Source organism: Morganella morganii (assembly GCF_041099235.1).
GTDB lineage: Bacteria > Pseudomonadota > Gammaproteobacteria > Enterobacterales > Enterobacteriaceae > Morganella > Morganella morganii_E.
The window spans coordinates 1-288 of record NZ_JBFZSO010000027.1; the positions used below are offsets into that span (position 1 = coordinate 1).

The window sequence follows — 288 nt, forward strand, 5'->3', positions numbered from 1 at the left end:
CCACCGCCACGACCGCCAGCAGCAGGACGCTAATCACCAGCAGCGTACGGGTATAGGGAAGATCCTGCTTCAGGCGCATCGCCTTTTCGTTACTCAACCAGCGCAGATAGCCATACACCGCCAGCCCGCCGGCAAACAGGCACAGCAGCAGCGCCAGCACTTCGCGAATAAGCGGAGTGGCAAAATCCGGCGCCAGCTGATCGAGCCCGACGCCCGCGGCGAGAAAGCCGAGCGCCGTACGGATCCACGCCAGAAAGGTGCGTTCATTGGCCAGCGAAAAGCGGTAAT

Annotated in this window: 1 protein-coding gene; it reads right to left on the minus strand. The window is 62.2% G+C overall.

Annotated elements, in window-relative coordinates:
• Positions 1-288, minus strand: a 288-nt coding sequence (locus AB7038_RS18085; RefSeq protein ID WP_369453750.1) for a YidH family protein, incomplete at both ends; no start/stop codon positions are given.